5 protein-coding genes are annotated in these 3758 nt (G+C 70.1%); 3 read left to right on the forward strand and 2 right to left on the reverse strand.

Annotated features, from left to right (window positions below):
• Both ACILQS_RS15905 and ACILQS_RS15910 read left to right on the forward strand, forming a co-directional pair.
• Positions 1–702: M24B family metallopeptidase (locus ACILQS_RS15905; RefSeq protein ID WP_395641102.1), on the forward strand; the 702-nt coding region annotated here is incomplete at its 5' end.
• On the forward strand, positions 699–1151 hold the full coding sequence (locus tag ACILQS_RS15910; RefSeq protein ID WP_395641103.1) for a nucleotidyltransferase domain-containing protein: 453 nt from the start codon (positions 699–701) through the stop codon (positions 1149–1151). The genes ACILQS_RS15905 and ACILQS_RS15910, both read left to right, overlap by 4 nt.
• Here ACILQS_RS15910 and ACILQS_RS15915 read toward each other — a convergent pair.
• Together ACILQS_RS15915 and ACILQS_RS15920 are read right to left on the reverse strand one after the other, a co-directional pair.
• Positions 1128–1616, reverse strand: coding sequence for a general stress protein (locus ACILQS_RS15915; RefSeq protein ID WP_395641104.1), 489 nt, complete (start codon positions 1614–1616; stop codon positions 1128–1130). The two genes, ACILQS_RS15910 and ACILQS_RS15915, sit on opposite strands and share 24 nt — an antisense overlap.
• 15 nt (positions 1617–1631) lie before the next feature.
• Positions 1632–3002, reverse strand: a complete 1371-nt coding sequence (locus ACILQS_RS15920) for an MFS transporter (protein WP_395641105.1) — start codon at positions 3000–3002, stop codon at positions 1632–1634.
• 142 nt (positions 3003–3144) lie between these two features.
• On the opposite strand from ACILQS_RS15920, the gene ACILQS_RS15925 reads away from it, so the two are divergent.
• Positions 3145–3758: PRC-barrel domain-containing protein (locus tag ACILQS_RS15925; protein WP_395641106.1), on the forward strand; the 614-nt coding region annotated here is incomplete at its 3' end.

Genomic DNA, 3758 nt, shown 5'->3' on the forward strand with positions numbered 1-3758 from the left:
GTCGAGGGCACCTTCGACCGCCGCGCGCGCATCGACGGCAACACGGTCGGTTACGACACGATCGCCGCGAGCGGCCCGCACGCCTGCTACCTGCACTGGACCCGCAACGACGGGCCGGTGGTGCCGGGCGACCTGCTGCTGATGGATGCCGGCGTCGAACTCGACAGCCTGTACACGGCCGACATCACCCGCACCCTGCCGGTGAACGGGCGCTTCACCGACATCCAGCGGAAGATCTACGACGCCGTGCTGGAGGCCGCCGACGCCGCCCGGGCGATCGTGAAGCCCGGCATCCGGTTCCGCGAGATCCACGCCGAGGCGATGCGCGTCGTCGCCGAGAAGACCGCCGCGTGGGGTCTCCTGCCCGGCACCGCCGAGGAGTCGCTCGACGCGGGGCAGTGGCACCGGCGGTACATGATCCACGGCACCTCCCACCACCTCGGGCTCGACGTGCACGACTGCGCGAAGGCCCGCCGCGAGCTCTACCTCGACGGCGTGCTCGAGCCTGGCATGGTGTTCACGATCGAGCCGGGACTCTACTTCCAGTCCGACGACCTCACCGTTCCCGAGGAGTACCGCGGCATCGGCGTGCGCATCGAAGACAACGTCGTCGTCACCGCCGACGGCTGCGACCTGATGTCCGGCGGCATCCCGCGCACCGCCGACGACGTCGAGGAATGGATGCGGTCGCTGACGCGATGACCGTTCCGCCGTTCGCGCCACTCCGCCGAGTGCTCGACTCCCTGAGCGCGGCCGGCATCCCGGCGGTCGTTGGCGGATCGGCGCTCCTCGTCGCGATGGGCGTCGACACCGAGGTGCGCGACTGGGATGTCGTCACCGACGCCGATCCCGAGGCCGTGGCGGCCGCGTTGCGCGCCGCCGGCCTGCGGGCGGAGCGGTCCGAAGCCTCGGAGCGCTACGTCTCCGAGGCGCTCTTCACGGTCCGCCTGGACGATGCCATGATCGACGTCATCGTGCGATTCGCCGTGCGTGCCGACGACGGTGTCGTCGTTCGCATCCCGGCCCGCCCGGGGACCCTGTGGAACGAGCTGCCGATGGCGCATCCGGACGACTGGTCTGCCGCCTATCGGGCGATGGGACGCCCGGAGCGCGCCGCCCTCCTGGACCTATTCCGAGGGGGCAGGGCGTGACAGCGCGTCCTGCGCCTTCGCGAGGTGCTCCCCCGCGACGAGCACCTGGTAGTTCGACGCGAGCACCTGGGTCTGCGAGTCGAAGTCGCGGCTGCGCCGGGCGATGCCGTAGGAGATGAGGCGGAAGAACATCCCGGCGACCGCTCCGATCAGCAGGGCGGCGATGAACAGACTCCAGTTGATCGGTTCGGTGAAGAACGTCAGCAGCAAGCCGATGAAGAGGCCGAACCACGCGCCGCTGAGCGCACCCTCGAGGGCGGCGCGGTTCCACGACAGCTTGCGGGTCACCCGCTCCACGGTCTTCAAGTCGTTGCCGATGATCGAGAGGTCGGCGACGGTGAAGTCGGCCTTCGCCAAGCGGTCGACGACCGATTGGGCTTCGGCGTAGGTCTCATAGGTGCCGAGCACGTCGCCCTTCGGCACACGCTGCTGGTTGACGGGGCCACGGGCGAAGGGAGTACTCACGCGGTCAGTATCCCACTAGACCTCGGCAGGTTCCGGCTTCCGTTCGTCACGAATCCCTAGGAATGACACGACCCCTCCGGCGATCAGCAGAGCGGCGGTCACGACGATCGCCCGCTGGAATCCCGCGAGGTCGAGTTCCCCGCCGACGATGATCCCGACCATCGCCGTGAGCACCAGCCCCGCGACCCGCGCGACGGCGTTGTTGACGGCGGATGCCGTGCCCGCCCGGGTGTGCTCGATGGCGCCGAGGATCGTCGAGGTGAGCGGGGAGACCGTGAGGGTGAGCCCGGCACCGGACACGAGCACGGCGGGCAGCGCCTGCCACCAGTAGTCGAAGTCGGGCTCCGGCCGCACGAAGAGATAGAGCAGTGTGCCGAGCCCGGCGATGATCGGCCCGGCGGTCATGAAGACCCGCGCCCCGAATCTCGCCGACAGACCGCCGACCCGGGAGGAGAACAGGATCAGCAGGATCGTGCTCGGCAGCGCGGCGAGTCCGGCGAGGGTCGCGGTCAGTCCCGCCCCCTCCTGCAGGAAGACGCCGACGACGAGGCCGGTGAGGCCGAGCGCGCCGTAGATGAACGCCGTCGCGAGGTTGCCGGCCCAGAAGTTGCGCTCCGCGAACATCCCGAGCGGAAGGATCGGGTTCGCCGCGAACCGCTGCCGCACCAGGAAGCCGGCGAACGCGAGCACCCCGAGCCCCATCGAGAGGACGATCGCCGGATGCGCCCAGCCGAGGGTGCCCTGCTCGATGAGCGCGAACACGGGCCCGCCGAGCCCGAGGGTGCAGAGCACCGCGCCGAGGTAGTCGATGCGCACGCCCGGCCGCGTCTGGTCCTGCTGCCCGAGCCGGGCGAGCAGCACGAGAGTGATCGCGATCGGGACGACGTTGATGAGGAACGCGAGCCGCCAGGACAGCAGGTCGACGAAGACGCCCCCGATCAGCGGGCCGAGGATCATCGCGACACTCGTCAGACCCGTCCAGATGCCGATCGCCCGCCCGCGGGCCTTGCCGTCGAAGGTGCTCGTGATCAGCGCGAGGGACGACGGCACGAGCAGCGCGCCCGCGACGCCCTGCACGCCGCGGGCGACGATGAGGAACAGCGGATCCGGCGCCGCCGCGATCGCGACCGACGCCACTGCGAACAGCACGAGACCGATACGCAGGATGCGGATGCGGCCGTAGGCGTCCGACAGCGATCCGGCGACCAGGATCAGCGAGCCGAGCGTGATGAGGTAGGCATCCACCGTCCACTGCTGGGTCGCGATGCCGCCGCCGAGTTCGTCGACGATCGCCGGCAGCGCCACGTTCACGACGGTGCCGTCGAGGAACGCCACGAACGAGGCCAGCACGGCGATCGCCAGCACCATCTTCTCGGCGCGCGTCATCGGCCCAGTCTGCTCCACCCCGCGGGTTGAGTGCCCGTGCAGCGGGTGGATCGAACCCGCCCCCGGGCTACTCGGAGATGGGTTTCGATACACCGCCCGCGGCGGCACTCAACCCACGGGTGGGCAGGACTAACCTTTCAACGTGAGCGCGACGCGGGTCTTCGTCGCCCGGCTGGCCGGGTGCTCCGTCTTCGACCCCGCGGGCGACAAGGTCGGCAAAGCGCGGGATGTCGTCGTCGTCTACCGCAAGACCGAGTCGCCGCGCGTCGTCGGCATCATCGTCGAGGTGCCCGGCAAGCGCCGCGTATTCCTCAGCATCGGACGCGTGACCAGCATCGGCTCGGGTCAGATCATCACGACGGGCCTCATCAACCTCCGCCGCTTCGAGCAGCGCGGAGGCGAGGTGCGCGTCATCGCCGAGCTGCTGGGCCGCAAGGTGAGCCTGCGCGACAAGTCGGGCGACGCGACGATCGAAGATGTCGCGATCGAGGAGTCCGCTCCCGGCGAGTGGGAGGTGGGCGACCTCTTCCTGCGACGCCCTCGCAGCGCCTCCCCGTTCTCGAAGGGCGCCACCACGTTCGCCACCTGGGATCAGGTGCGCGAGAACTCCACTCCCGGGGAGTCGCAGTCCGCCGAGCAGCTCGTCGCGACGTATTCGGATCTGCTGCCGGCCGACCTCGCGAACACCCTGCTCGACCTGCCCGAGGGCCGCCGGCTCGAGGTCGCCGAGGAGCTCTCCGACGACCGGCGCGCCGC

It is taken from the genome of Pseudolysinimonas sp. (assembly GCF_044239695.1).
Taxonomy (GTDB): Bacteria; Actinomycetota; Actinomycetes; order Actinomycetales; family Microbacteriaceae; genus Pseudolysinimonas_A.